The following is a 25,742-nucleotide window of genomic DNA, read 5'->3' as shown; positions in this document are numbered from 1 at the left end:
GAGCGGAACGAAGGGGCGGCCAATGGTTTCCGAGGACAGTGCTGAGGGAGGGACTGTCCGGCGGCGATCGGCGTTCCTGCCGGCCGCCGTCGCAGCTGTCGTGGTGGCGGCGGTGTTCGCCGCCTCCGGAATCATCCGCGGTACCTTTCCCTTCGGTTCGCTGTCCCGCAGTACCAACGATCTTGGCACGCAGTACATCCCTTTCTTCGCCCACCTCTGGGACGTCCTGCACGGCCGGGCCCAGGGCGATCTGCTGTTCAACTGGCAGAGCGCCTTCGGCGTCGGCTTCCTCGCGGACGTCGGAGTCGATCTCGGCAGCCCATTGTCACTGCTCGTGGGTCTGTTCCCCCGGGACCAGATCGATCTCGCCGTCTACGTCGTCACCACCCTCAAGCTGAGTCTCGCCGCGGCCGCGATGGCCGCTGTACTTCTCTCGATGCGCCCAGGACCCCGCTGGGTTGCGGCGATCCTGGGTGTTTCGTACGGCGCGTGCGGCTGGGCACTCGACGACGGATCCTACGTGCCGATGTGGCTCGACGGCCTGATTGCCCTGCCGATGTTCTTCCTGGTCGCCGAGTGGTCACTGCGCCGTACCAACCGGCTGCTGAGTGTGCTGGTGGTGGCCGTCTTCTGGCTGTCCAACTTCTACACCGCCTACATGGCAACAATCGCGGGTGGGATCTACCTGCTCGCCCGGCTGCTCAGCAGCGACCTGAGCTGGTCGCTGCGCCTCCGGTCGGTCGTGCGGCACGGCGTCTCGTTCGCGCTCGGCATGGCGCTGGTCGCGCCCGTCCTGCTCCCGATCGTCACCACGAACCGGGCCGCGACGCCGTCCCCGTCCGGGATCTTCCACGCGTCGGCGATCGACCTGTTCTTGTCCCGGCTGCTGCCGCTGTCCGAGGGCGTCGGCCGCACCGCCAGCCTGTACGTCGGCACGATCGCGCTGCTGCTCGCGCTGACGATGCCGTTCAACAAGTTCGTCCCGTGGCGGGAAAAGGCGGTCTGGGTCGTCACGATCGTCGCTGTCGGCTGGTCGTTCCGCTGGGCGCCGACGCAGGAGTTCTGGCACGCGTTCGACACCCCGAACGGCAGCCAGTACCGCGAGGCGTTCGTGCTCTGCGGCCTGCTCGTCGCGGTCGCGTGGATCTCGGTCGCGCACAAGCTACCTGGGCCGATCGCCCTGCTGGGCGGGGCGGCGCTGCTGGCGCTGATCGCCGTCCTGTCCGAGGGGAGCCCGCTGCTGACCGAGCACTGGCTGATCGTGCTGATCGCCTCCGCAGCGCTGACCGTGGTTGCGTTCGGCATCATCTGGACGTTGCGCCGGATCCCGGGAACCCGCCGTACCAAGTGGCCCGTCGCGGCAGCGTTCGGCGTACTGCTGGCGGTCGTCGCGGTGGAGACCACCTGGACCGCGGTGATCACCGACGTGCAGCGCTCGAAGGTGCTCAGCACGTCGGCCGCGCCGTGGGACGAGAAGCAGACCGCGCGGTACGACGCGCTGCGCGACGCCGGCGGGTGGCCGGCGTACCGGACCGAGCCGGGGACGTCGATCACGCCGAACGATCCGATCCTGCTCGGCGGGCAGGGCGCCGGGCTGTACAGCAGCCTGCTGCCGCACTCGGTCAACCAGATGATGACCGAGCTCGGCTTCGGCTGGTCCGGGTACGGCCGCGCGGCCCACACGCTCGACAACCCGGCGACGGACGCGATCTTCTCGGTCGGCGCGCGGATGCGGTTGATCGGCGACGGCGCCCCGGAGATCGGCCGGGCGACGGTGCCGCCGCTGGTCACCGTACGGCGCCGGCTCGACGCCGCGGTGCCGCTCGACAACAACGCCCCGAACGCGTACGCCGCGCAGGAGCGGTTGCTCGGCAGCAAGGTGTACGAGGTCCCGGAGTACAAGGGCACGCGGTTCGCCAGCGGTGACGTCAAGCTGGTCGCGAAATGCGCGCCGGGCAGTTCGGCGTACCTGTTCATGCCGCGGGTCGGCGGCCGCGCCCGGCTCGCCGAAGGCCGCTGGTGGGAGCTGAGCTCGACGCGCCGGCCAGGCATCAACACCAGCAGCGCGATGGTCGGACTCGGCACCGTGCCGGCCAACGGCATCGTGCTCATCGAGGTCAACTTCGGCGACGCCCCGCAGGGCATCCCGCCGCGCAACGCGATCGGTTGCCTCAGCCCGGCGGCGCTCCGCAAAGCAGTGAAGTCGTTGCGGGCGACCGGGGCGACCGACGTGAAGGCGAGCGGCCACTCGCTGCACGCGACCTTGCCCGCGGACAGCAAGGGCTGGGCCGTCATCGGCGTACCGAAGATCAGCGGCTGGACCTGCCGGGTCGCCGGCGGCAAGCCGCAAACCCCGCGGAACTTCGGCGGCCTGATGGCCGTTCCGTTGACCGGTGCGGCGGACCGGGTCGACTGCACGTTCGTGCCGCCAGGGCTCCGCCGCGGGCTCGCGATCGGCGCGGCCGCCGCCGTGGCCACGCTCGGGATCGTGCTGATCGGCGCGGTACGACGACGGCGGCGGCGGACGGCTAGTTGACGTCGCGGCGGTTGAAGACCCAGGCGCCGAGCAGGACCACGACCGCGGTGAGGGCCGCGAGGTACCACGCGCCATGCTCGAAGGACAGCGTTTTCTGCACGTAGTCGCAGGCGTAGCTGCCGTCGCCGCCGGCTTTGCATTCCGTCACGTAGTACCGCGTGTCATGCCGCACGAAGGCGTCGAAGTTGAGCTTCACCAGCCACGGCTGGGCCTTCTCCAGGAACGCGGCGAACACGCCCTCGGCGAGCACCAGGTACGCCATCACGACACCGATCGCGGCGGCGGTGTGCCGGAGCAGCAGGCCGACCACACAGCCGAGCGCAGCCGCCAGCGCGGTGGTCACCACGGCACGGCCCCCGATCGCGGCCAGGTCACCCCAGACCTTCCCCGTCGTACCCGCCGTGTCGCCCAGCTTGTCGACGATCAGGAACGTTCCGAACAGCACGACCCCCAGAACGACCGCGGCCACCGGTACGAACCCGGTCGCGGCGGCGAGCAGCTTGCTGCCGTACACCCGCAGCCGGCGCGGCTCGAACGTCAACCAGTTGCCGATGGCACCGGAGCTGAACTCCGCGCCGAGGAAACTGGCCCCGATCAGGAATGCCGCGAAGGCGAGGAAGTACGACGAGCCCTGCAGCAGCTCCGGCGTGATCTGGCTGAACACGGTCTTCGGCTTGCCGAAATCCTCCAGCCTGGGCTCCGGATACGCGCACATGTCGTCGAGCTTCGGCTTCGGGTCGGGCTGCGTCTTCCAGTCCGCCTCGCACTGCTTGCGCGTCTCGTCGGCGTGCTCGACCCACTCGTGGTGCGCGATCTCGAACTGCTGTTGGGCCCGCTGCTGCTCGGCGGCCGACAGCGGCCGCGCGTCGAACCAGGTGGCCACCAGCAGCAGGATCGTGATCAGGAACAGGCCGGCGAGACCGATCACCATCAACCGCCGCGCGGTCAGCCGCCGGAGCTCGACCTTGGTCAGGCGGATCATCGCAGCCCCTCACCTTCGGTCAGCTCCAGGAACACCGACTCGAGATCGGCGCGGACCGGGACCAGCTCGGACACGTACAACTCCTGATGGGCCAGGCGCCGCGTCACGTCGGCCGGGTCGGGCGCGCCCTCGACGAGCAGGTACCTGCCGTCGGCGCGCACCGTCATACCGGACGCGGTCAGGATCCGGCTCGCGGCCTCGTGGTTGTCCACAGCAACCTTCACGGCCGCCGCCGTACCGCCGCCGATCACGTCGGCGACCGTGCCGGACGCGAGCAGCCGGCCGTGGCCGATGATCGACACGGTGTCGGCGACCTGCTCCACCTCGGCCAGAATGTGGCTGCTGACCAGCACCGTCTTCCCCTGCTCACCGAGACCGCGCATGGTCTCGCGGATCTCCCGGATGCCGGCCGGATCCAGACCGTTCGTCGGCTCGTCGAAGATCAGCAGGTCCGGCTCCTTGAGCAACGTGGCCGCGATCGCCAGGCGCTGCTTCATCCCCAGCGAGTACGACCGGAAGCGATCCCCGCCCCGCTCACCGAGCGACGTCTGCTCGAGCACCTCACCGACCCTCGCGCGCGGCGCGCCGATCGCCTCCGCGAGCAGCTCCAGGTTCTTCTCCCCCGTGAACGCCGGGAAGAACTTCGGCGACTCGACAATCGCCCCCACCCGCCCGACCACCTCCGGCAACCGCGCCGGCACCGGCTCGCCGAACACCGTCATCGTCCCCGCATCGGCCCGCACCAGCCCCAGCAACATCCGGATCGAGGTCGTCTTCCCCGACCCGTTAGGCCCGAGAAACCCGTGCACACCCCCAGCCGGCACCTCAAGATCCAGCCCCTGCACCGCCACCACCCTGCGCCCCCGCCGGGTCCGATACGTCTTACGCAACCCACGCGTACTGACGGCCACGTCGGACATCCACACCCCTCTCGTCGTTCAGCAGACGCACAGCGTCCCAGGTTTGTTCAGCAGACGTGGTTGGGGGTGGGGAGCCGGAGGCGGAGTGGTGAGGCGGAGTGGTGAGGCGGAGTGGTGAAGGCGGAGGTGGATAGTCAGTCCCACGCGTGCTACGCAGGCGCTTGCTTCGTCGCTGCGCTCCTCACCGCACCTGCTCCGCGCGCTCCCACCCACCCGCCGGCTACCGCCGGCAGCGCCCGGCTGCCGCCGGGGTGGCGAGCTAGCGCTCGCGACGACTACTAGCTGGACGTACTGCCTGGCGCTCGCACCGACTACTAGGTGGAAGTACTACCTGGCGCTGGGCGTGGGGGGTGCCGCTCGGCGTGGGGGTGCCGCTCGGCGTGGGGGTGCCGCTCGGCGTGGGGGTGCCGCTCGGCGTGGGGGATGGCGCAGGGCGTCGTGGGGTGCCGCAGGGCGTCGTGGGGTACCGCTCGGCGTCGTGGGGTGGCGCTCGGCGTGGGGGTGCCGCTCGGCGTCGTGGGTGGCGCTGGGCGTTGTGGGTGGTGCAGGTGGTTGACACGCGCGAAGCGATCTCTTCCGCGGTCTCGCGCTGGTGCTCAACGAGGCAGCGGTCTCGCCGTCCGCCAAACACGACAGGTTGGAGGCCGGGGCAACCATCTGCCGCGCCGGCCGACGCTCGTGTCTATGTCCGAAGTCCTCTGTGCAGACTCCACTTTCGGGCTACAGCCTCACCTCTGGCAGCGAAGCGCGGCCGCCGTCGTACCGACGTCGCAGCGGAGCTTGTGAACGGTGGCGCGGGCGCCGCTCCCCACAACCGGCTCCACGCGGCCGACCCGCCAGTAGTCATCGCGAGCGCCAGCTCGCCACCCCGGCGCCAGCCGGGCACCCCCGGAGGCAGCCGACCACTCCCGGCGGGAGCCGGTGGGTGGGTGGAAGCGCGCGGAGCGGGTGCGGTGAGGAGCGTAGCGACGAGGTAAGCGCCGGTGGAGCACGCGTGGGGCTGACCACCGTCCGCCACCACATTCCCACCCCCAGTCCTCATCGCATCTCCTCGCCACCTCAACTCCCTCACCAGATTCCCCACCCCGGACCCGCGTGCGACACATACCCCCAACCGGTATTGCCGCAGGGGTTGCATTCGATACCCGGAGGGGGTAACTTCTTGGGCGTGGAGATACCCCGGAGGGGTAGCTGAGGGCCAGGAAGAGGGTTGCGAGATGAGCACCGAGCAGACGCATGTGCACGGATACACCGCCGAGAAGAGCAGTCATCTGAAGCGGCTGCGGCGGATCGAGGGGCAGGTTCGTGGTCTGCAGCGGATGGTCGAGGAGGACAAGTACTGCATCGACATCCTGACCCAGGTGTCGGCGGCCACGAAGGCGTTGCAGTCCTTCTCGCTGGAGTTGCTCGACGAGCACCTGTCGCACTGCGTGGTCGAGGCCGCGCAGCGGGGCGGCCCGGAGGCCGACGAGAAGGTTCGGGAAGCCTCCGACGCGATCGCCCGTCTGGTCCGCAGCTGACGATCTCCCATCACACCCGTTTCGAGCAAGGAGCATCGATATGAGCACCACGACGACCTACTCCGTCACCGGCATGACCTGCGGCCACTGCACTTCGGCCGTCACCGAGGAGATCAGCAAGCTCGTCGGTGTCCAGGACGTGAAGATCGACCTCGTCGCGGGCGGCACCTCCGCGGTGCACGTGACGAGTGAGTCCGCTCTCGACGAGGCCGCCGTGCGCGACGCCGTCGACGAGGCGGGCTACGAACTGGCGGCGTCGTGAGCCGGGCCGCCGCGCTCCGGCTCGGCGCGTTCGCCGGTGCGGTGGCGCTCGCCTTCGGGGCGGCGTTCGGCATCGGTTCCGCGATCGACCCGATCGCGGCGGCCGACGACACCTCCGCGGCACCGGCCCACGGAGAGGAGATGGGTGGTATGGAGCAGACCTCGGGACACGGTGGACACGACGGCGGCGGGCAGTTGCCCGGGCTGGCGGTGTCCGACGCCGGCTACACGTTCGCGCCGGCGAAGACGTCCTTCACGTCCGGCGAGAAGTCCGAGCTGCGCTTCACGATCCAAGGACCGGACGGCAAACCGGTCACGCAGTACACCAAGACGCACGAGAAGGACCTGCACCTGATCGTGGTGCGGCGGGACCTGTCCGGGTTCCACCACGTGCACCCGACGATGGCGGCGGACGGGACGTGGAGCATCCCGTTCACGTTCACCGCCGGCGGCACCTGGCGGCTGTACGCCGACTTCCAGCCGGCCGGCCACGACAGCACGATCACCCTCGGCACGGACGTGAACGTCGTCGGCATGTATGTCCCGGTACCGGTCGCCGAACCGGCGAGCATCTACAGCTTCGACGGGTACGACGTGACGCTGCAGGGCACTCCGGTCGCCGGCAAGGAGTCGGAGCTGACGTTCACGGTGAGCCGTGGCGGAAAGCCCGTCACCGACCTGCAGCCGTACCTGGGCGCCTTCGGGCACCTGGTCTCGCTGCGCGGCGGCGACCTGGCCTACCTGCACAACCACCCGGCGGAGCACGCCGAGCCGGGGATGAAGGGCGGACCGTCGATCACCTTCGGTACGACGTTCCCGACCGCGGCGACGTACAGCCTGTTCCTGGACTTCCAGCACGGGGGCAAGGTGCACACCGCGGAGTTCACGGTGAAGGTGGGCGCCACGGGTACGACGATCGTCCCGCCGAAGGCAGTACCCAGCGCAGCATCCAAGACCCCGGCGCACGCCGAGACGCCGCACGGCCACTGAGAGGAGGCACTTCATCATGACCAGCACCGAGCCCGGTCAGTCCGTCGAACTCATCATCGGTGGTATGACGTGCGCCTCGTGCGCCGCCCGGGTGGAGAAGAAACTGAACCGGATGGAGGGCGTCACCGCGACCGTCAACTACGCCACCGAGAAGGCGAAGGTGACGTACGCGGACGGCATCTCGACCGACGACCTGGTCGCCACCGTCGAGAAGACCGGCTACACCGCGAGCCTCCCGACACCGGCGGTCGAGCCGACGGACGACGAGCCGGACGAGCTGAAACCGCTGCGGGAGCGGCTGATCGCGAGCATCGTGCTCGCCGTCCCGGTGATCGCGTTCGGGATGATCCCGGCGCTGCAGTTCGACTCGTGGCAGTGGGCGTCGCTGACGCTGGCGTTCCCGGTGGTGACGTGGGCGGCCTGGCCGTTCCACAAGGCGGCCTGGACCAACCTGCGGCACGGCGCCGCCACGATGGACACGCTGATCTCGCTGGGCGTGGTGAGCGCGTTCCTCTGGTCGCTGTACGCGTTGTTCTTCGGCTCCGCCGGCGAGCCCGGCATGAAGATGCCGTTCACGCTGATCCCCTCGCGGGGCAGCGGCGCCGAAGAGATCTACCTCGAGGTCGCGGCCGGGGTGACCACGTTCATCCTGGCCGGCCGGTACTTCGAGGCGCGGGCCAAGCGCCGCTCGGGCGCCGCGCTGCGGGCCCTGCTCGAGCTCGGCGCGAAGGACGTCGCCGTCCTGCGGAACGGGACCGAGACCCGGATCCCGGCCGACCAGCTCGTCGTGGGTGACGAGTTCGTCGTCCGGCCGGGCGAGAAGATCGCGACCGACGGTGTGGTCGTGACCGGCAGCAGCGCGGTCGACGCGTCGATGCTGACCGGTGAGTCCGTGCCGGTCGAGGTCGGCGAAGGCGATGCTGTGGTCGGTGCGACCGTCAACGCAGGCGGCCGGCTGGTGGTGCGGGCGACCCGGGTCGGTGCGGACACGCAGCTGGCGCAGATGGCCCGGCTGGTCGAGGACGCCCAGAACGGGAAGGCCGCGGTCCAGCGGCTGGCCGACAGGGTGTCCGGGATCTTCGTACCGATCGTGATCGGGCTGGCGCTCGCGACGCTTGGCTTCTGGCTCGGCAACGGTTCGCCGCTGGAGGTCGCGTTCACCGCCGCGGTCGCCGTACTGATCATCGCCTGCCCGTGTGCGCTGGGCCTGGCCACACCGACCGCGCTGATGGTCGGGACCGGCCGGGGCGCCCAGCTGGGCATCCTGATCAAGGGGCCGGAGGTCCTGGAGTCCACGCGGCGGGTCGACACCGTCGTACTGGACAAGACAGGCACCGTCACCACGGGCCGCATGGAGCTGGTCGACGTACTGCTGGCTCCGGAGCAGGACCGCGCCGAGGTACTGCGGTTGGCGGGGGCGCTCGAGCACTCGAGTGAGCACCCGATCGCGCAGGCCGTCGCGCGGGCCGCGGCCGCCGAGGGCAAGCTCCCGGACGTCGAGGACTTCGGCAATGTCGAGGGCCTCGGTGTGCAGGGGATTGTCGACGGACACGCGGTCCTCGTCGGACGCACGCGGTTGTTGGAGGAGTGGAGCCAGCACCTGCCGGAGGAGCTCGCGCACGCCAAGGAGCACGCCGAGGCCGAAGGCAGTACGGCGGTGGCGGTCGGCTGGGACGGGCAGGCACGAGCTGTGCTGGTCGTCGCGGACACCGTGAAGCCCACGTCTGTCCAGGCGATCCGGGACCTGAAGGCGCTCGGGCTGCGCCCGGTGTTGCTGACCGGCGACAACGAAGCGGTGGCGACGAAGGTGGCCGGCGAAGTCGGCATCGACGAGGTAATCGCCGAGGTGCTGCCGGCCGGCAAGGTCGACGCGGTGAAGAAGCTGCAGGACGAGGGTCGCGTGGTCGCGATGGTCGGCGACGGCGTCAACGACGCGGCCGCCCTCGCCCAGGCCGACCTCGGCCTGAGCATGGGGACCGGTACGGACGTGGCGATCGAGGCGAGCGACCTGACGCTGGTGCGGGGCGACCTGCGCGCGGCCGCGGACGCCATCCGGCTGTCCCGCAGCACACTGCGCACGATCAAGGGCAACCTGTTCTGGGCCTTCGCCTACAACGTAGCCGCCCTCCCCCTGGCCGCGGCGGGCCTGCTCAACCCGATGCTGGCCGGCGCCGCGATGGCCTTCAGCTCGGTCTTCGTGGTCTCGAACAGCCTGCGGCTCAGGCGGTTCCGTCCGCTGGCCTGAACAAGCGCCGGGGTCAGTGGACAAGCAATACCTTGTTCCCTGACCCCGGCAGGTGTTCAGCGAACCCAGGCGGTGGCGTCGGACGGGAGGCGGCCGGCGTCCAGCGGGACACTGGAGATCAGCAGCTCGTCGTACGGCGGCAGGTCGATCGGGTCGGCGCTCAGGTTGACGATGCAGGTCAGGTTCTCCCGGCGGAACGTGAGTACGTCGGCGGGCGAGTCCAGCCACGTCAGCGCCCCGTCGCCGAGCAGTGCGCGGCGGAGCTTCAAACCGCTGCGGTACAGAGAAAGCATCGAGTTCTGGTCGTGGAGCTGGGACTCGACCGTCAGGTTCTTCCAGTCCGCCGGCTGCGGCAACCACGGCGTACCGGACCCGAAGCCGAACGGCGGCTCCTTGCCCGACCACGGCAGGGGCACCCGGCAACCGTCACGGCCGCGGTCCGTACCTCCCGACCGCGCGAAGATCGGGTCCTGCAGTACGTCGTCGGGCAGGTCCTCGACCTCCGGCAACCCCAGCTCCTCGCCTTGGTAGACGTACAGTCCACCCGGCAGCGCCATCGCGAGCAGAGCGGCCGCGCGGGCGCGACGCTCACCCAGGACCAGGTCGGTACGCATCCCGTGCTTGCGGTCCTGATGCGAGAACGACGTGTCGGCACGGCCGTACTTCGTCACCGGCCGCGTCACGTCGTGGTTCGACAGCACCCACGTCGGCGGTGCGCCGATCGGGACGTGCGTCGACAGCGTCAGGTCGATCGACGCGCGCAGCTCGCCGGCCTCCCACGGGCGGGACAGGAAGTCGAAGTTGAACGCGGTCTGCATCTCGTCCGGCCGCAGGTACAGCGCGAACCGCTCCTGGTCGGGCATCCACATCTCGCCGACGAAGAACCGGTCGGCGTAGGCGTCGGAGACCCGCCGCCAGCCGCGGTACACCTCGTGCACCTCGTCGTGGTCGGTGTACGACTCCTCGACGCTGTCCAGGTCCTTGAACAGGACGGCGGCGCTGTCGATCCGGATGCCGTCGACGCCGCGGTCCAGCCAGAACCGGAGGATGTCGTGGAACTCCTCGACGACCTCGGGGTTGCGCCAGTTGAAGTCGGGCTGCTCCGGCGCGAACAGGTGCAGGTACCACTCGCCGTCCGCGACCTGGGTCCAGGCGGGCCCGTTGAAGATCGACTGCCAGTCGTTGGGTGGTCCGTCGCCGCGGCCCGGGCGGAACAGGAAGCGTTCGCGTTCGGGTGAGCCCGGGCCGGCCCGGAGCGCCTCGACGAACCAGTCCTGCTGGTCCGAGCCGTGGTTCGGGACGATGTCGATGATCGTGCGGATGTTCAGCGCGTGCGCCTCGGCGATGTACGCCTCTGCCTCCGCGAGGGTGCCGAACGCCGGGTCGATCGCGCGGTAGTCGGCGACGTCGTACCCGCCGTCGGCCATCGGCGACGGGTACCACGGGTTCAGCCAGATCGCGTCGATCCCGAGCTCGGCCAGGTACGGCAGCTTCTGCCGCAGGCCGGCGAGATCGCCGATCCCGTCGTCGTTGCCGTCCGCGAAACTCCGCAGGTAGACCTGGTAGATCGCAGCGCCGCGCCACCATTCGTCGGCCATCGAATCTCCTAACCTTTCAGGCTTCCGGCCGTCAGACCGGCCGCTCTCCATCCCCGTCCGAGCGCAGCGAGGGCGGGTGCATTTCATCCCTTGAGACTTCCAGCCGTCAGGCCGGCCATGATGCTTCTTTGGAAAATGAAGAACACGAGGATGGTCGGCAGGCTGGCGATGACCAGGGAGGCGATCAGGACGTTCTGCGGCATCTGCGCCGACAGCGACGCGATGCCGACGCTGATCGACATCTTGTCCGTCTCCGGCAGCACCAGCAGCGGCCAGACGAAGTCCTTCCAGACCGTCACCACGGACAGGATCGACACCACGCCGATGATCGGCCGCGACACCGGCAGCACGATCGACCAGAGGATCCTGCCGGGCGACGCGCCGTCGATTTCCGCGGCCTCCAGCAGCTCGCGAGGGATCGAGTCGAAGAACCGCTTGAGCAGGAACACGAAGAACCCGTTCGCCGCCGCCGGCAACCAGATCGCCCACGGTGTGTTCAGCAGGTCCAGGTGCAGGACCGGCAGATCCTTCGCCACCAGGTACGTCGGCAGCAGCAGGACCATCGGCGGGATCATCAACGTCGCCAGCATCGCGCCGAGCACGAGCTTCCCGAGCACCGGCCGCAATTTGGACAACGCGTACGCCGCGGTGACGTCGACCGCCAGCGTGAACAGCCAGGCGCCACCGGCGTACAGCGCGGTGTTCTTGAGGAAGACGCCCAGCTGAAGCTGGTCCCACGCCTCTTTGTAGACGCTGAAATCGGCCGACTTCGGGAAGAAGCTGGGTGGGATCTGCGCCAGCTCGTCGGGCGACTTGAGGGCGCCGCTGACCATCCAGTAGAACGGGAACACGAACGCCCCGGTGAAGCCGACGACCGTGACGGTGAGGACCGTCCAGTAGATGATCCGGCCGCGCGGCGTCCGCAGCGCCAAAGGTGACACGAGGGTTCTCATCGCTCCGCCTCCTCACGCGACACCCGCAGATAGATCGTGGAGAACACCAGCAGGACGACCATCAGCATCAGGCCGAGCGCGGAGCCGCCGCCGAAGTCGCCGAAGTTGAAGGCGTACTGGTACATCAGGTACGCGACGGTGACAGTCGCGTTCTCCGGGCCGCCGCCGGTGAGCAGGTACGGCTCGATGAAGACCTGCATGGTCGCGACGACCTGCAGCAGCAGCATCACCAGCAGGATCAGCTTGGTCTGCGGGATCGTCACGTGCCACACCCGCTTCAGGAGGCCCGCACCGTCCAGCTCCGCCGATTCGTACAGGTCACCCGGGATGCTCTGCAGCGCGGCGAGGTAGATCAGCGTGCCGGTGCCGAGATTCATCCAGGTCGACACGATGACCAGGCTGATGAGTGCCGTACTCGTGGAGTCCAGCCAGCTGAGCGGCGGGAGGTGCACCGCGTCGAGCGCCTGGTTGAAGAGACCGGATCCGGGGTCGTAGAACCACTTGAACAGCAGGACCGCAACCGCCGGCGGGAGCATCACCGGCAGGTAGACCACGAAGCGCAGGTACGCCTTCGCGTGCTTCAGCTCGTTCAGCACGACGGCCAGCACGAACGGTACGGCGTACCCGATCACCAGGGCGAGACCACTGAACGCCGCGGTGTTCAGCCACGCGGACCGGAACGCCGGGTCCGCCACCACGGTCCGGAAGTTGTCGAATCCGACCCACTCTCCCGGATCGACGAAGTTGTTCTGCTGGAAGCTCAGCACGATCTCCCGGATCATCGGATACCAGGAGAACAACGCGAAACAGATCAGGGCGGCGCACAAGAACCCGTACGCCGTGAGGTTCCGCCCCACCGCCCGCCGCAGCGCGCCGTGGTCGTCGGGTGATCGCGGGTCCGCCGCCCCCAGCGCCTGGGGACGACGGACACGCTCTTGTGTCACGGTCATTACGTGTTCTTCGCGAGGATCTTGTTGGCCTTGCCCTCGGCGTCACTCAGCAGCTTGTCGATGTCGGCGTCCTTGCGGGTCAGGACGGCGGACATCGCGACGTCGAGCACGGCGTACAGCTCCTGCGCCTTCGGCGGCTCGAGCTTGTTGGTGATGTTGCCCTGGGCACTGACGTACGGCGTGAAGTTGTCGACCGGGACGGTGGCGTACTGCTTCCGCAGCGTGTTGATCTCGTTGCCCGGGGCACTGTTCCCGTACAGGTCGGGGATCGGCAGCCCGACCGGACGGCCCTGCTCCTTCGACCGCGCGTAGTTGAACTGGCCCTGTCCCGGCGTCAGCTCGTGGAACTCCAGCCACAGCAGGCCGGCCTTGATCTTCTCCGGCGACGCCTTCGGGTTGAACATGTACCCGTCGCCGCCGCTGAGCGAGAACTTTCCGTCCGACTCCGGCACGGCCGTCACGCCGTAGTCCTCGAACTTGCCCTTGAAGTCGTTGTTCACCGACTGCACGACGTCCGGCGCGCCGATCATCATGCCGAGCTTGCCGCCGCCCATCATGCGCATCAGGTCCTCCCACTGCAGCAACTGCTTGCTGCCCATGGAGTTGTCGTCCCAGCGCATCCTCTTCAGGTTCTCCAGGACCGCCTTGCCCTCGTCGTTGTTGAACGCCGCGGTCTTGCCGTCGTCGCTGACCATCGAGCCGCCGCGCGCGTACAGCGACGCGGCGAAGTGCCAGCCGCCGGTGTTGCCGGCCGAGTACTCACCGAACCCGACGTACCCCGGACCGAGCGCGGCGATCTTCTTCGCGGCCTCCCGGACCTCGTCCCAGGTCTTCGGCGGGTTGGCCGGGTCGAGACCGGCCTGGGCGAAGAGCTTGCGGTTGTAGACCAGGCCCATGTTGTAGTTGTTGCGCGGCAGGCCGTACGTCTTGTCCGTATTGTCATTGGCCTTGAAGACGCTCATCACGTCCTGGCGCAGGTCCTTGAGCTTGCCGACACTGCCGACGTACTGGCTGATGTCCGCGGCCTGCTTCTTGTCGATGATCTTCCGGACGTCGGTGTAGTAGACGTAGAAGAGGTCCTCCTGGGTCCCGCCGGCCAGCTTCGCCTGGAACGTGTCGGGGTTGATGCAGGGGAACGCGTCCTTGCCCTCGACCGTGATGTTCGGGTGCGCCTTCTGGAACGCGGCGACGTCCTCCTCCCAGGCCGCACGCTCCTTCGGGTTGCTCTTCGGCGGCTCACAGCCGACCGTGATCGTGACCGGGCCGTCGGCGGCCGGCGTCTTGTCTTCCCCCGAGCCGCAGGACGCGGCCACCAGCCCGAGTCCCGCAACCAGCAGCAGGCTGAGCCCGCGGCGCGTTGTCGTCATGTCCACCCTCTCCCTCGGATCGTGGGGCAACCGTAGGGAACTGGACGCATGAGCGCAATACTTCGATTTGAGATTGCAAAAACGTGACTTTCCATGGGAGATTGCCTGGCGCAGGGCAAACGACAGCAGCCGCCGACCCGATGGGTCAGCGGCTGCCTGGTGGTGTGCGGTGCTAGATCCGGGCCCGGGCGGTGGAGGCGCGGACGACGAGCTCGGGTTCGAACAGGAGCTCGTCGGCAGGTACGGCGGCGCGCTCGATCAGCGCGACCAGCATGTCGACGGCGGCGCGGCCCATCGCGTCGATCGGCTGCCGGACGGTGGTCAGCGGCGGGTCGGTGCAGTTCATCATCGCCGAGTCGTCGTACCCGATCACCGAGACCTCGTCGGGGACACTCAGGCCCGCCCGGCGGACGGCGCGGATGGCTCCGAGCGCGAGAATGTCGCTGGCACAGACGATGCCGGTCACGCCGTTGGTGACCAGTTTGGACGCGGCCGCGTGACCGCCCTCGAGCGAGAACATGGTGTGCTCGACCAGGTCCGGATCCGTCTCCTCCGCAGCCAGGAACGCTTCCAGCTTCCGCCGCGACGGGATGTGGTCACGCGGGCCGAGGACCATCCCGATCCGGCGGTGTCCGAGCGCGCGCAGGTGCCCGATCGCCATCTCGGCGGCGACATAGTCGTCCGACGAGACCTGCGGGAACCCGAGGTGGTCGACGGCCGCGTTGACCAGCACGGTCGGCAGCTTGCGCTCCTGGATGAGCTCGTAGTGCTGGTGCGGCGCGTCCGCCTGGGCGTAGAACCCGCCGGCGAAGACGACCCCGGACACCTGCTGCTGGAGGAGCAGGTCCACGTAGTCGGCCTCGGACACGCCGCCGACCGTCCGGGTGCAGAGCAGGGACGTGAAGCCCTGCTGCGCGAGCGCCCCACCGACGACCTCGGCGAACGCGGGGAAGATCGGGTTCTGCAGCTCCGGCAGCACGAGCCCGACCAGCCGGGCCCGATCGCCTCTGAGCTGAGTCGGCCGCTCGTACCCGAGCACGTCCAGTGCGGTGAGCACGGCTTCGCGGGTCGCCTCGGACACGCCGGGCTTCCCGTTCAGCACGCGGCTGACGGTGGCTTCACTGACGCCGACCTTCTTGGCCACCTCTGCAAGTCGTCGTGTCATGACGCAAACTCTACGCCTCATCACGCAAGAACTTGCAACCACTTGCGTACGTCGCTGAACACTCAGACACTCTCCCGGGATTCCTGACACACTGGTGGCCGTGCCTCGATTCGTCGCCACCCGCCCGGACACCGGTCTGCTGTCGCTCCCGTGGGACGTCCCGCTGGAGGACTGGCCCGAAGACCAACTGGTCGCGCTGCCCCGCGGTATCTCGCGGCACGTGGTCCGCTTCGTCCGGGTCAACGGCAGCGTGTACGCGATCAAGGAGGTCCTCGAGCACCTGGCGATGCACGAGTACCGCCTGCTCCGCGACCTCGAGCGCCTGGAGGCCCCGTCGGTCGAGCCGGTCGGCGTCATCACCGATCGCGTGGACCGCAACGGCGAGCCGATCGACTCGATCCTGATCACCCGGCACCTGCAGTTCTCCCTGCCGTACCGGGCCCTGTTCTCCAGCACGCTGCGTCCCGACACGGTCAACCGCCTGATCGACGCTTTGGTGGCGTTGATCGTTCGGCTGCACCTGCTCGGCTTCTTCTGGGGCGACTGCTCGCTGTCGAACACCCTGTTCCGCCGGGACGCCGGCGCGTTCGCGGCGTACCTGGTGGATGCCGAGACCGGCGAGCTGCACCAGGACATCTCCGACGGGCAGCGCGCGCACGACCTCTACACCGCGGAGATCAACCTCTTCGGCGAGTTCCTCGACCTGCAGGAGGGGGGTCTGCTCGACGAGTCGATCGACCCGCAGGAGACCGTCGAGTCGATCCAGAAGCGGTACGAGGCGCTCTGGGCCGAGCTGACCGCGCCGGAGGAGTTCGCCACCGACGAGATGCACCGGCTCGACTCGCGGATCCGGCGGCTGAACGAACTCGGCTTCGACGTCGCCGAGATCGACATCATCACCGACTGGGACGGCAGCCAGGTCCGGATCCAGCCGAAGGTCGTGGACGCCGGCCACCACTCCCGGCGGCTGCTCCGGCTCACCGGTCTGGACGTCGAGGAGAACCAGGCCCGGCGGCTGCTCAACGACCTCGACTCGTTCGCGGCCGCCACCGACCAGCAGAACGAGGACGAGGAGATCGTCGCCCACCAGTGGCTGACCGACGTGTTCGAGCCGGTCGTGCAGTCGGTCCCGCGCAACCTGCGCCGCAAGCTCGAGCCGGCCGAGGTCTTCCACGAGGTGCTCGAGCACCGCTGGTTCCTGTCCGAGCAGGCCGGCCACGAGGTCGACACGATGGAGGCGGCCCGCTCGTACGTGAACGACGTACTGGCCGCCAAGCCGGACGAGAAACTGTCGCTCCCGACACCGGCGCTGCCCGAATCCGACTGATCACCGCGACGAATACACCCGGACGTAGTCGACGTCGAACGAGTTGGGGAACGGCGTTGTCGCGTCCGGCGGGCCGCCGCGGTCGGCGTTGGCCCAGGTGCCGCTGTTGAGGACGACGTACATCGGTTTGTCGGGCACTTGGTCGCCGGTGATTGTTGAAGTGGGTACGTCGTCGACCGTGAACGTGATGCGGTCGGCGGTCTAGACGACGCCGTAGCGGTGCCAGCCCCTGGTCGGTGCGAGGCCGGTTGCCCAGTGGCTGTCCCAGCGGACGTCCGGCCAGGTGCCCGACGCCAGACCGCTGTGCATGCTCTCGATGCTGCCGAACCACTCGGCGACGTCGATCTCCGGCGGCCAGCTGCGGTCCTGCGGGATCAGCCAGAACGCCGGCCACAGGCCTTTGCCGGCCGGGAACTTCGCGCAGATCTCCCAGTAACCGTAGGTCTGGGAGAACTTGTCGTGCGAGGAGATGAAGCCTTCCGTGTACTGGTATGTCCCAGCCGGATCCGTGCCGACCACGGGTTTGTCGTCGGTCACCAGCCGCAACGTCCCGCCGGACAGCACGACGTTCTCGTCGACGGCATAGCTGCCGTACGACGTGTTGTGGTAGTGCCCGCCCGCGCGGCCGGGGAAGTCCATCACCGTGTTCCACCGGCGGCGGTCGAGGGCGCGCCCGGCGAACTCGTCGGACCAGCTGAGCCGCATCCCCGACGGCGGCGCGCCGCCGGTGCAGGTCCGCTCAGTTGCCTGAGGCAAATTTGCCGCCTGGGCGGTGCTGGTGAGGGATGCGGCGAGCAGAGCCAGCCCGGCCGCACCCAGCGCCAGTGCGCGGCGTCGTGCAGTCATCCGAGACCTCCTTCACTTGATTCCTGAGGTGGAGAAGCCGCTGACGAAGCGGCGTTGCATGAACAGGAAGAGGACCAGGACGGGCAACACGTACATGACGGCGCCCGCGGCGACCAGGTTGTTCATCGGCAGGCCCTTGTCGTTCACGTAGCCGGTGGCCATCGCGACGGCGAGGGTCGTGCTGTCCTGACTGAGGAACATCGCGGGCCCGACGAAGTCGCCCCACGCGTGCGTGAACGACAGGATCACGCTGGCCGCGATCACCGGCCAGGACTGCGGCAGGAAGATCCGCCAGAAGATCCCGACGTACCCGCAGCCGTCGATGATCGCGGCCTCCTCCATCTCCCGCGGGATCCCGGCGAAGAACTGCCGGAACAGGAAAATCAGGAACGCACTGCCGCCGAGCCCCCACGCCACCCACGGCCAGTACGTGTTGACCATGTGCACCTTCGCGAAGATCAGGTACGTCGGAACGAGCGTGACGATCCCCGGCAGCATCATGGTCGCGAGCAGCACGACGAACAGCTGTTTCTTGCCCGGTGCCGTCAACCGGGCGAACCCGAAGCCGACCCAGGCCGAGCTCAGCGTCGTCAGCGTGGTGCTGATGAACGCGATGGTCAGCGAGTTCTGCGTCGCGCCGACGAAGTTCACCTGCCGGATCGCGTCGGTGTAGTTCGCGAACCGCGGCGCCGACGGCCACCAACTCGGCGGGAACGACGCCATCTCGGCGGGTGACTTCAGCGACGTCGACACCAGCCAGAGGATCGGACTCAGCATCACCAGTACGACGGCCAGCAGCACGATGGAGAGCGCCCACTTGGAGGTCCGGGTCATTTCTGGCCTCCCGGCTCGACGGTGTAGAACACGGTCCGGGCGCTGACCTTGATGATCACCAGCGTCACCAGGAGGATCACCGCGAACAGCATCCACAACATCGCCGACGCGTACCCGAAGCGCGAGGCGCTGAAGTACTGCGCGAACACGTGGATCATGTAGAGGTAGTTGCCCTGCGGCACTGTGCCTGCTCCGCTCAGCGAGCCCGACGAGAGCAGCAGCGGCGCGAACGACTGCAGCGACCCGATCACCCCCGTGATGACCTGGAACAGGATCACCGGCGACAGCAGCGGCACGGTGATCCGCGTGAACGACTGCCAGTACGACGCGCCGTCGACCTGCGCCGCCTCGAGCAGCTCACGAGGAATGTCCTGCAACCCGGCCAGCGAGATGATCATCGATCCGCCGCAGCCCCACAGCACCAACGCATACAGCACGTAGCGCACGTTCGGATCGACCAGCCAGGTGATCGGATTCGCCCCGAGACCACTCAGGACGCCGTTCGCGGCGCCGGCGTCGCGGTCGAAGATCAGCCGGAACGTGAGCGCGGCCCCCACCGGCGGGACGACCGCCGGCAGATAGATCAGGCCGCGGAGCAGACCACGTCCCTTGATCGGCTGATTGAGCATCACCGCCAGCAAGAGGCCGGCGAGGATCGACAGCGGGACGGTGACGAGCGCGAACAGCCCGGTCTTGCCGAGTGAGCTCAGCGTCAGCGGGTCCTTGAAGATCTCCACGTAGTTGTCGAAGCCGACGAAGTGTGTCCGCGGCGACAGCCCGTCGGAGTCGGTCAGGCTCAGCCAGAACGCGTACCCCAGCGGGAACACGGTCAGCGCGACGAAGCCGATGATCCATGGCGCGACGAACAGGTAGAACGTGCGCGCCTTGCGCAGGCTCGGCGGCTTCTTCCTCCGGTCCGCGGCCGGCGCCTCGGCGGGCGCCGCGCGACGGCGTACCTCGGTCAGCGCCGATGTCACCGCAACCGCTTCTTTCCGTCGGCGAGTTGCGCGTTGATCTGGGTGGTCAGCGTGTCGGCGAACTGGCCGACCGAAGTGCTGCCCTTGATCGCCTTCGGCAGCTCGCGGGTGATCACCGCGTTGATCGCGTCCTGCCGCACGTACGGGGTGTAGGACGTGACCGAGAAGTGCTCCTTCTCCGCCATCTGCACGTCGTAGGCCTGCTTCTGGTACGGCAGCTTCTGCGGCATCAGCTTCTGCAGCGACTTGAGCGGCGGGATACCCCAGCCGCCGCTCGCCCGTGCCTTGGCAGGATCGCCGGCCAGATACCACTCCATCACCGCCCAGGCCGCGTCCTTGTTCTTGCCGGCCTTGGGCATCCACAAGCCGGTGGCGCCGAAGCACGGGCTGACCCGGCGGCCGGTGTCGAACTGGGGTGCGGGCGCGAAGCCGGCGACCTTCGCCGACTTGGGATCACCGGCGAACATCCCGCCCAGCCAGTAGCCGCTCAGCGTGGTCGCCATCCGGCCGGCCTGGAACGTCGGACCGTCCCAGCCGTTCGGATCCGGATTCAGGACCGTCGGGCCGATGCCGGCCTTCGCATACTCCAGGTACCAGGTGAGCGCCCGCTGCGCCTCCGGGGTGCTGAAGTCGACCGAGGCGAGATCGTCGGCGGTCAGCTTCCCGCCCGCCAGGTCGGTCATCCAGGTCAGCTGCCCGAACAGGCCGAGCCCGTTCGGGTTGAGGCCGTAGACGCTGACCTTCGCGCCCTGCCGCTTCACCAGGCGCCTGCCCTCGTCGAGCAGCTCGTCCAGCAGCAGAGGCGTCGTCGCGCTCGGCCTGGTCACCTTCGCCGCATCGAAGAGCGCACCGTTGTACCAGATGGTGCAGTCCTGCGAGTAGTCCTTCGCGAACCCGTAGCGCGGCCCGCTGCCCTGCTTCTCACCGTCGTACCGCCAGACGTCGTTGACCGGGTCGATGTCGTCGGCCTTGATCAGCGTGCTCTTCGCGAAGTAGGGATCGAGGTTCTCCGCGACCTGCCGGGCGACCAGGTACGGCGTCTCGGTGGCGCCCATGCCGCGGACCACGTCCGGCGGGTTGCCGCTGGCAAGCATCGCGGTCAGCTTGGTGAGGTCGTACTCGACCGTCTTCACGGTCAGGCCGAGGGCCTGTGACGCGGCCTTGGCCTCCTTCGGACCGAACTCGCCCGACTGCGACATCACCGTCACCACGCCCTTGGCGGACGATCCGGTGCCGGCGGCGGCCGGGGTGTTCGTGGACGAGGCGGGCGAGCAGCCCACCGCGAGCGCTCCGCTCGCCGCACTGCCGGCGACGGCGCCGCCGAGCGCGAGGAACCTGCGGCGGGAGAACCCCGGGTTCGTTGTGGTCATGGCCAACCTCTCATTCGGATGTCTCTGGGTCGAAGAGCCGGCAGACCGGGCCGGAGGAGGGCCCGGCCCGGTCCGCGAGGGCTTCGCTGTCGTCTTCGGGGCGGTAGCCCAGCTCGTGCCGGGCGGAGGTGATGTCCCAGTGGTTGCGGGTGTTCGCGGAGACGCCGAAGTGCACGCCGAACCGCTCCCGCGCTCCCAGGGCGGCGAGCATCAGCCGCCCTGCGTCGTCGTCGGACAGCCACTGCCCGAGGTAGCGGCGCTCTGCGGGTGGCCAGCCGGTGAGGCCGAGACGCAGACAGGTAACCGACGCGCCAGTGCGCTCGGCGTGCATCCGGCCGAGCGCCTCCAGCACGACCTTGCCCAACCCGTACGGACAGCAGGGGCGCGGGTCGAGCCGTGGATCAACAGGCCGGTACTGCGGGCGGTTGTACTCCCCCGCGGCGTGGAGGGAACTGGCCAGCACCACCTTCGGCACGCCGTTGGCCGCGGCGGCCTCGAGGGTGACCTGGGTCGTCCACACGTTGGCGGCGTACACGCTGTCCCAGGTCTGCCATGGGCTGCTGTTGCCAGCAAGGTGGAGCACAGCGTCCGCGCCGGCCAGGACCTGGCGGGCCTCGTCGGGATCACCGATGTCGGCCTGCACCAGCCCTTCGACCCGTCGCGCCGCCGCGGCGCTGTCGACCAGCCGGACCCGGAAGTGCTTGCGCAGCCACGGCAGAACCACCGTGGCGACACGCCCCAGTCCGCCGGTCACCACCACCAGCGGTGCCTTGCTCAGCTCAGCGTCCATGTCGGTCGTCCGGTCGCCGGGCCCGGGTGATCCCCGGGACTGTGGCCGAAATTGTTCGAGTACTTCGGCGTTTGTGTCAAGTCTTCGTACACAGACTGTCAGGGAAATTGACTCCACACCGCTGGTTCGCCGATACTCGTCGTCGTGACTGCGAAGGACACCGGATCCCTGCGAGCGTTGCGACGCACCAACTCCGAGCGCATGCTGTCCGCGCTGATGGAGCACGGCGCGCTGCACCGCGCGGAGCTCGCGCGGATCTGCGGCGTCTCGCGGACGACGGTGTCGACGATCGTGGCCGACCTGATCACCGGCGGGGTCGTCGTCGAGGTGGTCGGCGACCAGGTCGCCCGGGCCGGGATCGACGCGTCCGAGGTCGACGGCCGGGCCCGCGGCTTCCTCAGGGCGAACCCGGCCGCCGGTGCCGCCGCCGGCCTCGACTTCACCCTCGAGCGCGTCTGGTGCCACCTCACCGACCTGTCCGGCGAGACGCTGGCCAGCGACGGGGTTCGCACGGCGCGGGACACGCCATGGCAGGAGCGACTCACGGCCGGCATCGCGCTGCTCGACGAGCTGCTCGAGAGCACCGGGCGCCAGCGCGACAACCTGGTCGGAGTCGCGATCGGCGTGCCCGGACCGCTCGACCTGCAGACGGGTGTCGTCGGTCCGTCGCTCCCGGGACAGGCCTGGGCCGGGGTGAACGTGGCGGCGGAGTTCGGCCGGCATCTCGCGGTGCCCGTGCTGGTGGAGAACAACACCCGGCTGGAAGCGGTGGCCGAGTTCACCTGGGGCGCGGGCCGGGATGTCCGCGACGTGCTCTATCTCGGGCTGTCCACCGGGATCGGTTCCGGACTGCTGGTCGACGGCAACCTTCACCACGGCGGCGCCCGCGGTGGCGGCGGCGAGATCGGCCACCTGTCGGCCGACTCGTCCGGCGCGCCGTGCCCGTGCGGGAATCGCGGCTGCCTGGTGCAGTATGCGTCGGTGCAGGCCGTGCTCGCGGCGCTGGCGCCGGTGCTCGGCGAGGATGCCGGCCTCGACGAGCTGCTCGCGTCCGCGGCAGACGGACAGCCGGAAACCTTACGGGTGCTCCGTGAAGCCGGTGAGCTGACCGGCCGGGTGCTCGCGAACATCTGCAACCTGCTCAACCCGGAGCGGATCATCGTCGGCGGTGAGCTTGCCCGCGCGGGCGACCTGATCCTGGACCCGATCCGCGCCACCCTGCGCCGGACGGCGATGACGCTGACCCGCGACGCCGACGTCGTCGCTGCCGAGCTCGACCTCGGCGCCCGCGCCGGTGGGTCCGGCGCCGCCGCCCTGGTGCTCCGCCAGACCGACCAGCTGGTCGCCGCCCTGCTCTCCGCTCCCGACCGGCAACCGAATGAGGCCTCGTGAAGATCGTCGGATACGAAACGTTCCTGGTGGCGCCGCGGTGGCAGTTCCTGCGGATCGACACCGACGAGGGGATCAGCGGCTGGGGTGAGCCCATTGTCGAGGGACGTGCCGAGGCGGTCCAGGGCGCGGTCGCGGCCCTGATGGAGTACCTGGTCGGCACCGATCCGCTGCGGATCGAAGAGCACTGGCAGGTGATGGCCAAGGGCGGCTTCTACCGCGGCGGCCCGGTGCTGTCGAGCGCGCTGGCGGGGATCGACCAGGCGTTGTGGGACATCAAGGGGCGCTTCCACGACGTCCCTGTGCACGAGCTGCTCGGCGGGCCGGTCCGGGACCGGGTGCGCGTCTACACCTGGGTCCACGGCCGCGACAACGCACAGCTCGTCGACGAGGCGAAAGCCAAGGTGGAGAAGGGCTTCACGGCCGTCAAGCTCAACCTGTCCGAGGCGCTGCCCCCGATCCCGTCGGCCGCCCAGCTCCGGGCCTCGGTGAGCCGGGTCGAGGCGCTCCGCGACGCGCTCGGCGACGGCATCGACATCGCGCTCGACTTCCACGGCCGGTTCAGCACGGCCGCCACGCGGCAGATCCTGCCGCTGCTCGAGCCGCTGCTGCCGATGTTCGTCGAGGAGCCGGTGCTGCCCGAGTTCGCCCGCGACCTGCGCCGGATCACCGAGTCGACCAGCATCCCGATCGCCACCGGCGAGCGGTTGTTCTCCCGCTGGGACTTCCGCGACGTGCTGCCCACCGGGATCGCGGTCGCCCAGCCGGACATCTCGCACGCCGGCGGCATCTCCGAGGTGCGCCGGATCGCCGCGATGGCGGAGGCGTACGACGTAAGCGTCGCGCCGCACTGCCCGCTCGGGCCGATCACCCTGGCCGCGAGCCTGCAGCTCGACTTCGCCGTCCCGAACTTCCTGATCCAGGAGCAGAGCCTCGGCATCGAGTACGGCGGCGGCAACGCGCTGCTCGACTACCTGGTGGACCCGGGCGTCTTCGCCTTCACCGACGGGCATGTGCAACGCCCCGCCGGTCCCGGTCTGGGCATCGAGGTCGACGAGGACGCCGTCCGGGCCGCGGCCGCGGAGCCGCACCGCTGGCGGTCGCCCGTGCTGCGCCACGACGACGGTTCGTTCGCCGAATGGTGAGCGCGCCGACCCCGCCGATGGGGTGGAACAGCTGGGACTGTTTCGGGACGACGGTCACCGAGGCCGAAGTCCTCGCGAACGCACAGGTCATGCACGACCGGTTGCTGCCGTTCGGGTGGGACACGGTCGTCGTCGACATCGCCTGGTACGACCCGACCGCCCGCTCGCACGGCTACAACGAGAATGCGCCGGTCGTCCTGGACGACCACGGCCGCCAGCTGCCGGCGCCGCTGCGGTTCCCCTCAGCCGCGGGCGGCGCCGGCTTCGCGCCGCTCGCCGCGAAGGTGCACGCGCTCGGGCTGAGGTTCGGCCTGCACATCATGCGCGGCATTCCGCGGCGGGCGGTCGAGCTCGACCTCCCGGTGTGCGGGACGGAGTGGACGGCGCGGCAGATCGCGGATCCCGATCACGTGTGCCCGTGGAACCCGGACAACCTCGGGCTGAACCACGACCACCCCGGCGCGCAGGCGTACTACGACGCGCAGGTCGCGCAGTTCGCCGCCTGGGGCGTGGACTTCGTGAAGGCGGACGACATGCTCGCGCCGTACCACGATCGGGAGATCGCTGCGTATGCGCGGGCGATCGAGCGGAGCGGGCGGGACATCGTGCTGTCGTTGTCGCCCGGCACCCAGCTGTCGACGCACCACGTTGAGCATCTGCGGGCCAACGCGCAGCTGTGGCGGATCTCCGACGACCTGTGGGATCGGTGGGAGGACGTGCACGCGCAGTTCGCGCGGCTCGCGCGCTGGGCGCCGTTCCAGCAGGCCGGCGGTTGGGCGGACGCAGACATGCTGCCGCTCGGCCACATCGGCATCCGCGCCGAGCGCGGCGCCGACCGGGACAGCCGCCTCACCGTCGACGAGCAGAAGACGCTGCTCACCCTGTGGGTCATGGGCCGCTCACCCCTGATGATGGGCGGCGACCTGCCCACCAGCTCCCCGGAAACCCTTGCGTTGCTGGCGAATCCGGCGCTCGCCGAGCTGCTCCGATCGTCGTTCGACGGCCGCGAGATCGTCCGCGAGCCGATGGATGACGGCGAGCTGATCGTCTGGACCGCGCAGGGCGACGACTGCTCTTACGCGGCGTTGTTCTGGACCGGTGCCTCACCCCGGGAGATGTCGCTTCCTGCCGAGCTGCCTACGCCGACCCACGACCTGTGGACCGGCGCGCCGACGACCGAGCGCACGTACGCCGTTCCGGCGCATGGCGTCTGCTGGCTTCGGCTCAGCTCGGCGCTGTGAGGAGCTACTTGTAGACGACCCAGAGCTCGTAGTCGTCGCCGGGGAACGCCGAGCCGTTGACGCACTTGTACTTCGTCCACTTGGTGCCGGCCGCACCGGCGGCGTGGCAGTCGGACTGCCAGAAGAAGTCACCGACGTACTCCCAGTTGTCGGCAGCAACAACACTCGGGGACGCCGGCGCGTCGGCCGCCTGGGCGGCCGGTACGGCGAGGCTGCCCGCCGCGATCGCTCCACCGGCCAGGACACCGTAGAAAACCCTGCGAATGTTCATGATCCGTGCCTTTCGTGGTTGGGTCTGACACTTCGAGAGTGCCGGTCGAACCACGGCGACGCACC

General features: G+C 69.1%; 23 protein-coding genes. 9 read left to right on the top strand and 14 right to left on the bottom strand.

Translation table 11 applies throughout. The features are described from left to right. Positions 1–22 precede the first annotated feature (22 nt). Entirely contained in the window at positions 23–2,536 is a 2,514-nt protein-coding gene (locus ACWEOO_RS00855; protein WP_452141157.1) for a YfhO family protein, read from the top strand. On the opposite strand, the gene ACWEOO_RS00850 is transcribed toward ACWEOO_RS00855, so the two are convergent. Both ACWEOO_RS00850 and ACWEOO_RS00845 read right to left on the bottom strand, forming a co-directional pair. Next, positions 2,529–3,518 carry an ABC transporter permease subunit gene (locus tag ACWEOO_RS00850; protein ID WP_452141156.1) on the bottom strand — a complete coding sequence of 330 codons (990 nt, stop codon included), beginning with the start codon at positions 3,516–3,518 and terminating at the stop codon, positions 2,529–2,531. The genes ACWEOO_RS00855 and ACWEOO_RS00850 overlap by 8 nt on opposite strands. After that, on the bottom strand, positions 3,515–4,363 hold the full coding sequence (locus ACWEOO_RS00845) for an ABC transporter ATP-binding protein (protein WP_452141155.1): 849 nt from the start codon (positions 4,361–4,363) through the stop codon (positions 3,515–3,517). The genes ACWEOO_RS00850 and ACWEOO_RS00845 overlap by 4 nt, the downstream gene beginning before the upstream one ends. Positions 4,364–5,655: 1,292 nt before the next feature. Here ACWEOO_RS00845 and ACWEOO_RS00840 point away from each other — a divergent pair. From ACWEOO_RS00840 to ACWEOO_RS00825, 4 genes are read left to right on the top strand one after another with little or no spacing between them, the layout of a single operon-like run. After that, positions 5,656–5,958 (top strand): metal-sensitive transcriptional regulator, encoded by a 303-nt coding sequence (locus ACWEOO_RS00840; protein ID WP_452141154.1) that lies wholly within the window; start codon positions 5,656–5,658, stop codon positions 5,956–5,958. Positions 5,959–5,998: 40 nt separating this feature from the next. Beyond that, entirely contained in the window at positions 5,999–6,220 is a 222-nt protein-coding gene (locus tag ACWEOO_RS00835) for a heavy-metal-associated domain-containing protein (RefSeq protein ID WP_167203226.1), read from the top strand. Beyond that, positions 6,217–7,209, top strand: a complete 993-nt coding sequence (locus ACWEOO_RS00830; protein ID WP_452141153.1) for a hypothetical protein — start codon at positions 6,217–6,219, stop codon at positions 7,207–7,209. The genes ACWEOO_RS00835 and ACWEOO_RS00830 overlap by 4 nt, the downstream gene beginning before the upstream one ends. Before the next feature lie 16 nt (positions 7,210–7,225). Continuing rightward, complete coding sequence (locus ACWEOO_RS00825; RefSeq protein WP_452141152.1) at positions 7,226–9,454, top strand: heavy metal translocating P-type ATPase; 2,229 nt, start codon at positions 7,226–7,228, stop codon at positions 9,452–9,454. A 56-nt stretch (positions 9,455–9,510) separates the two neighbouring features. On the opposite strand, the gene ACWEOO_RS00820 is transcribed toward ACWEOO_RS00825, so the two are convergent. From ACWEOO_RS00820 to ACWEOO_RS00800, 5 genes are all read right to left on the bottom strand, one after another. After that, positions 9,511–11,052, bottom strand: a complete 1,542-nt coding sequence (locus ACWEOO_RS00820) for a glycoside hydrolase family 13 protein (protein ID WP_452141151.1) — start codon at positions 11,050–11,052, stop codon at positions 9,511–9,513. Positions 11,053–11,135: 83 nt separating this feature from the next. Next, a complete protein-coding gene (locus ACWEOO_RS00815) occupies positions 11,136–12,005 on the bottom strand; it encodes a carbohydrate ABC transporter permease (protein ID WP_452141150.1) in 870 nt (289 codons plus the stop codon). Then, positions 12,002–12,955, bottom strand: a complete 954-nt coding sequence (locus ACWEOO_RS00810; protein ID WP_452141149.1) for a carbohydrate ABC transporter permease — start codon at positions 12,953–12,955, stop codon at positions 12,002–12,004. Before ACWEOO_RS00810 ends, ACWEOO_RS00815 begins: the two co-directional genes overlap by 4 nt. Beyond that, complete coding sequence (locus ACWEOO_RS00805) at positions 12,955–14,322, bottom strand: ABC transporter substrate-binding protein (protein WP_452141148.1); 1,368 nt, start codon at positions 14,320–14,322, stop codon at positions 12,955–12,957. Before ACWEOO_RS00805 ends, ACWEOO_RS00810 begins: the two co-directional genes overlap by 1 nt. 172 nt (positions 14,323–14,494) lie before the next feature. Next, a complete protein-coding gene (locus tag ACWEOO_RS00800) occupies positions 14,495–15,487 on the bottom strand; it encodes a LacI family DNA-binding transcriptional regulator (RefSeq protein WP_452141147.1) in 993 nt (330 codons plus the stop codon). Between the two features lie 79 nt (positions 15,488–15,566). Between ACWEOO_RS00800 and ACWEOO_RS00795 the strand changes: the two genes are divergently transcribed. Next, positions 15,567–16,814, top strand: coding sequence for a DUF4032 domain-containing protein (locus ACWEOO_RS00795; protein ID WP_452141350.1), 1,248 nt, complete (start codon positions 15,567–15,569; stop codon positions 16,812–16,814). Here ACWEOO_RS00795 and ACWEOO_RS00790 read toward each other — a convergent pair whose 3' ends face one another. The 6 genes from ACWEOO_RS00790 to ACWEOO_RS00765 form a co-directional block, all read right to left on the bottom strand. Further along, entirely contained in the window at positions 16,815–16,952 is a 138-nt protein-coding gene (locus ACWEOO_RS00790; RefSeq protein WP_452141146.1) for a hypothetical protein, read from the bottom strand. A 63-nt stretch (positions 16,953–17,015) separates the two neighbouring features. Beyond that, on the bottom strand, positions 17,016–17,660 hold the full coding sequence (locus ACWEOO_RS00785; protein WP_452141145.1) for a glycoside hydrolase family 16 protein: 645 nt from the start codon (positions 17,658–17,660) through the stop codon (positions 17,016–17,018). A 12-nt stretch (positions 17,661–17,672) separates the two neighbouring features. Beyond that, complete coding sequence (locus tag ACWEOO_RS00780; RefSeq protein ID WP_363710111.1) at positions 17,673–18,494, bottom strand: carbohydrate ABC transporter permease; 822 nt, start codon at positions 18,492–18,494, stop codon at positions 17,673–17,675. Further along, positions 18,491–19,471, bottom strand: coding sequence for a carbohydrate ABC transporter permease (locus ACWEOO_RS00775; protein WP_363710110.1), 981 nt, complete (start codon positions 19,469–19,471; stop codon positions 18,491–18,493). The genes ACWEOO_RS00780 and ACWEOO_RS00775 overlap by 4 nt, the downstream gene beginning before the upstream one ends. Continuing rightward, on the bottom strand, positions 19,468–20,841 hold the full coding sequence (locus ACWEOO_RS00770; RefSeq protein WP_452141144.1) for an extracellular solute-binding protein: 1,374 nt from the start codon (positions 20,839–20,841) through the stop codon (positions 19,468–19,470). The genes ACWEOO_RS00775 and ACWEOO_RS00770 overlap by 4 nt, the downstream gene beginning before the upstream one ends. A gap of 10 nt (positions 20,842–20,851) precedes the next feature. Further along, positions 20,852–21,631, bottom strand: a complete 780-nt coding sequence (locus ACWEOO_RS00765; protein WP_359934163.1) for an NAD-dependent epimerase/dehydratase family protein — start codon at positions 21,629–21,631, stop codon at positions 20,852–20,854. Positions 21,632–21,775: 144 nt separating this feature from the next. Between ACWEOO_RS00765 and ACWEOO_RS00760 the strand changes: the two genes are divergently transcribed. Genes ACWEOO_RS00760 through ACWEOO_RS00750 form a run of 3 tightly spaced genes read left to right on the top strand, consistent with a single transcriptional unit; the run spans position 21,776 to position 25,406 of the window. Continuing rightward, positions 21,776–23,023: an ROK family protein gene (locus ACWEOO_RS00760; RefSeq protein WP_452141143.1), complete on the top strand. Its 1,248-nt coding sequence runs from the start codon at positions 21,776–21,778 to the stop codon at positions 23,021–23,023. Next, a complete protein-coding gene (dgoD, locus tag ACWEOO_RS00755) occupies positions 23,020–24,165 on the top strand; it encodes a galactonate dehydratase (RefSeq protein WP_452141142.1) in 1,146 nt (381 codons plus the stop codon). Before ACWEOO_RS00760 ends, dgoD begins: the two co-directional genes overlap by 4 nt. Then, positions 24,159–25,406: an alpha-galactosidase gene (locus tag ACWEOO_RS00750; RefSeq protein WP_452141141.1), complete on the top strand. Its 1,248-nt coding sequence runs from the start codon at positions 24,159–24,161 to the stop codon at positions 25,404–25,406. The genes dgoD and ACWEOO_RS00750 overlap by 7 nt, the downstream gene beginning before the upstream one ends. A gap of 4 nt (positions 25,407–25,410) precedes the next feature. Here the strand turns inward: ACWEOO_RS00750 and ACWEOO_RS00745 are convergent, their stop codons facing one another. Continuing rightward, entirely contained in the window at positions 25,411–25,677 is a 267-nt protein-coding gene (locus ACWEOO_RS00745; protein WP_452141140.1) for a hypothetical protein, read from the bottom strand. Positions 25,678–25,742: the final 65 nt, after the last annotated feature.

The organism is Kribbella sp. NPDC004138 (assembly GCF_053603655.1).
Note: the sequence above shows the minus strand (reverse complement) of the source record. Positions and strands in the feature narration are given on the sequence as shown.

Excerpts from the sequence above, each read along its gene's own strand:
- ACWEOO_RS00855 (WP_452141157.1), top strand. The coding sequence starts at position 23 with ATGGTTTCCGAGGACAGTGCTGAGGGAGGGACTGTCCGGCGGCGATCG.
- ACWEOO_RS00850 (WP_452141156.1), bottom strand. The coding sequence starts at position 3,518 with ATGATCCGCCTGACCAAGGTCGAGCTCCGGCGGCTGACCGCGCGGCGG.
- ACWEOO_RS00840 (WP_452141154.1), top strand. The coding sequence starts at position 5,656 with ATGAGCACCGAGCAGACGCATGTGCACGGATACACCGCCGAGAAGAGC.
- ACWEOO_RS00835 (WP_167203226.1), top strand. The coding sequence starts at position 5,999 with ATGAGCACCACGACGACCTACTCCGTCACCGGCATGACCTGCGGCCAC.
- ACWEOO_RS00825 (WP_452141152.1), top strand. The coding sequence starts at position 7,226 with ATGACCAGCACCGAGCCCGGTCAGTCCGTCGAACTCATCATCGGTGGT.
- ACWEOO_RS00820 (WP_452141151.1), bottom strand. The coding sequence starts at position 11,052 with ATGGCCGACGAATGGTGGCGCGGCGCTGCGATCTACCAGGTCTACCTG.
- ACWEOO_RS00815 (WP_452141150.1), bottom strand. The coding sequence starts at position 12,005 with ATGAGAACCCTCGTGTCACCTTTGGCGCTGCGGACGCCGCGCGGCCGG.
- ACWEOO_RS00810 (WP_452141149.1), bottom strand. The coding sequence starts at position 12,955 with ATGACCGTGACACAAGAGCGTGTCCGTCGTCCCCAGGCGCTGGGGGCG.
- ACWEOO_RS00805 (WP_452141148.1), bottom strand. The coding sequence starts at position 14,322 with ATGACGACAACGCGCCGCGGGCTCAGCCTGCTGCTGGTTGCGGGACTC.
- ACWEOO_RS00800 (WP_452141147.1), bottom strand. The coding sequence starts at position 15,487 with ATGACACGACGACTTGCAGAGGTGGCCAAGAAGGTCGGCGTCAGTGAA.
- ACWEOO_RS00785 (WP_452141145.1), bottom strand. The coding sequence starts at position 17,660 with ATGACTGCACGACGCCGCGCACTGGCGCTGGGTGCGGCCGGGCTGGCT.
- ACWEOO_RS00780 (WP_363710111.1), bottom strand. The coding sequence starts at position 18,494 with ATGACCCGGACCTCCAAGTGGGCGCTCTCCATCGTGCTGCTGGCCGTC.
- ACWEOO_RS00770 (WP_452141144.1), bottom strand. The coding sequence starts at position 20,841 with ATGACCACAACGAACCCGGGGTTCTCCCGCCGCAGGTTCCTCGCGCTC.
- ACWEOO_RS00765 (WP_359934163.1), bottom strand. The coding sequence starts at position 21,631 with ATGGACGCTGAGCTGAGCAAGGCACCGCTGGTGGTGGTGACCGGCGGA.
- ACWEOO_RS00750 (WP_452141141.1), top strand. The coding sequence starts at position 24,159 with ATGGTGAGCGCGCCGACCCCGCCGATGGGGTGGAACAGCTGGGACTGT.
- ACWEOO_RS00745 (WP_452141140.1), bottom strand. The coding sequence starts at position 25,677 with ATGAACATTCGCAGGGTTTTCTACGGTGTCCTGGCCGGTGGAGCGATC.